The organism is Streptomyces sp. SID5910, assembly GCF_009862125.1.
Taxonomy (GTDB): domain Bacteria; phylum Actinomycetota; class Actinomycetes; order Streptomycetales; family Streptomycetaceae; genus Streptomyces.
Map to the genome: position 1 here is coordinate 1 of NZ_WWHX01000785.1, position 2,529 is coordinate 2,529.

At 74.1% G+C, this 2,529-nt stretch carries 2 protein-coding genes and 1 pseudogene; 2 read left to right on the forward strand and 1 reads right to left on the reverse strand.

Annotated features, from left to right (window positions below; genetic code table 11):
* Together GTW67_RS27820 and GTW67_RS27825 are read left to right on the forward strand one after the other, a co-directional pair.
* Positions 1–502: DUF485 domain-containing protein (locus tag GTW67_RS27820; protein ID WP_524539831.1), on the forward strand; the 502-nt coding region annotated here is incomplete at its 5' end.
* A gap of 26 nt (positions 503–528) precedes the next feature.
* The gene (locus GTW67_RS27825; RefSeq protein WP_161167521.1) at positions 529–2,109 is read left to right on the forward strand and encodes a sodium/solute symporter; all 1,581 of its coding nucleotides are present in this window, start codon (positions 529–531) and stop codon (positions 2,107–2,109) included.
* A gap of 87 nt (positions 2,110–2,196) precedes the next feature.
* On the opposite strand, the pseudogene GTW67_RS27830 reads toward GTW67_RS27825, so the two are convergent.
* A pseudogene (locus GTW67_RS27830) lies at positions 2,197–2,529 on the reverse strand (cellulose-binding protein); the annotation flags it as partial.

Genomic DNA, 2,529 nt, shown 5'->3' on the forward strand with positions numbered 1-2,529 from the left:
AAGGAGCACCGGGATGTCCTTCGACCCGCCCCCACCACCACGGCACAGCGCCCCACCGCCGTACGGCCACCCTTCCCAGGGGCACGGCACCACTCCGCCCTACGGCACCACCCCGACGCCCGGCACCCCCTCGCCCTACGGCACCACCCCACCGCCCGGCGCCACTCCCCCGCATGCCCGCCGGTCCTGGCAGCCGGCCGGGCGTCACGGTGATCTGCGCGTCCTGCGCGGCGCCTACCGCCGGCAGCGGCGCACGGCCACCTTCGCCGCGCTCGGCTACTTCCTGCTGTTCCTCGTCCTGTCGGCGTTCGCCCCGTCGTCCCTCACCGGCGAGGTCACCGGCGGGCTGCCGCTGGGCCTGCTGCTCGCCCTGCTCCAACTCCCCGTCACCTGGCTGGCGATCGCCCTCTACGAGCACACCGCGCGCCGCACCGTGGACCCTCTCGCCGACCGCATCCGCCGCGACAGCGCGGTGAACGCCGGGCGGGAGGCGGCCCGGTGACCGGATTCGACGACAACGCCCAGGCGATGGCCCTGGTCGCCTTCACCGCCATCGCCACGGTCACGCTGCTGCTGTGCGTGATGACCGGCCCGGACCGGGACGACCTGGACGAGTTCTACACCGGCTACGGCTCCCTGTCGCCGATGCGCAACGGCCTGGCCATCGCGGGCGACTACATCTCCGCGGCGACCGTCCTCGGCACGAGCGGCGTGATCGCCCTGTTCGGCTACGACGGCGTGATCCTCGCGCTGAGCACCGCGCTGTCGCTGCTGCTGCTCATGTTCCTGATGGCCGAACCGCTGCGCAACGCGGGCCGGTTCACCATGGGCGACGCGCTGTCCCGCCGCACCGCGGCACGCAGCGTGCGCGTCACGGCCTGCGTGGTGACCCTCGCCGCGCTGCTGCCGATGATGCTGGTGCAGCTGGCCGGCACCGGCCAACTGCTGTCATTCCTGCTGGGGTTCACCAGCGAGTCGGTGCAGACGGGCTGCATCGTCGGCGTGGGCGCGCTGATGATCAGTTACGCGGCGATCGGCGGGATGAAGGGCACCGCCCTGATCCAGATCCTGAAGATCGTGATGCTGCTCGGGTCGGGCGCGGTGGTCACCGTCCTCCTCCTCGACCGCTTCGACTGGAACCCGGGCGCACTCTTCGCCGCCGCCGCCCGGAACAGCGGCGCCGGCCCCGCCTTCCTGCACCCCGGCCTGGAGTACGCCGCCGGCCCCCACCCCGGCCTCGACATGGTCTCCTCGCACCTGGCCGTGGTCCTCGGCGGCGCCTGTCTGCCGCACGTCACGATGCGCATGTACACCGCCTCCAGCGCCCGCCAGGTGCGCCGGTCGATGTCCTGGGCGGTGTCGCTGGTGGCGCTGTTCGTGCTGGTCGTAACCGTCGTCGGCTTCGGCGCCACGGCGCTGGTCGGCCGCGAGACGGTCGCGAAGACCGACGCGGCCGGCAACACCGCCTACCTGCTGGGTTCGCGGGCCGCCTTCGGCACGGACGTGACCGTGGTGGAGACCCTGCTCTTCACGACCGTCAGCACCGCCCTGTTCCTCACCCTGCTCGCCTCCGTCGCCGGCATGATCCTCGCCTGCGCCAACTCCCTGGCCCACGACGTGTTCGCCACCCGGCGCCGCGAGCTGACGCCGCGCCGTGAGATGACGCTGGCCCGGCTGTCCGCACTGGCGGTGGGCGTGCCGGCGATCGCGCTGGCGACCCTGGTGCAGCACCGCAGCCTCCAGCCGCTGGCCACGCTGTCCTTCTGCCTGGGCGCGTCCGCCCTGTGCCCCGCCCTGGTCTACAGCCTCTTCTGGCGCCGCTTCACCCGGACGGGCCTGCTGTGCACGCTGATCGGGGGCACCGTCACGGTCCTGGTGCTGATGCCGGGCACCAGCCTGGTCTCCGGCACCCCGGTGGCGGCCTTCCCGGACGCCGACTTCAACTGGTTCCCGTTCACCACCACGGGGCTGGTCTCCATCCCGGCCGGCTTCGCCTTCGGCTGGCTCGGCACGGTGGCCTCGGGCCGCGGGAAGACCGACGAGCAGCGCCGCCGATACGAGGCCCTGGAGCCGGGACTCCTCGCGGGGGCGGTCCGCAGGGGCGGCTGACGCGGGGCGTCCACCGACACCGGCTGGCACAGGGGCGCCCGCCGACACCGGCTGACGCCGGTCGTCACCGACGCCGCTGACGGGGCGTCACTCCACGCCGCGTCCCGTCAGCGTGCCCAGGCGGCCGCGGGACGAGCTGATCTGGTCCTGGACCTCGTCCCAGCGCTCCCCGTGCTCGCGCAGCACCCGCTCCGTCTCCCGGGCGATCCGCTCCGCCCGCGCCCGCGCCTCGGCGACGAGCTCGGCGGTCCGGTCCCGCGCCTCGTCCTGCCGGCGCCGGGCCGACTCCTCCGCCTCGGCCAGGTCCCGCCCCGCCTCGGCCAGCGCCTGTTCGGCGCGGCCGATCAGCTCCTCGTAACGGGCGTCCAGGGCGGCCGCCCGCTCGGCCTCCTCCCGCTCGGCCTCCGCGCACCGCGCCGC

What these genes read in the sequence shown, in the direction of transcription:
- GTW67_RS27825 (WP_161167521.1), top strand. Translation starts at nt 529, where the DNA reads ATGGCCCTGGTCGCCTTCACCGCCATCGCCACGGTCACGCTGCTGCTG.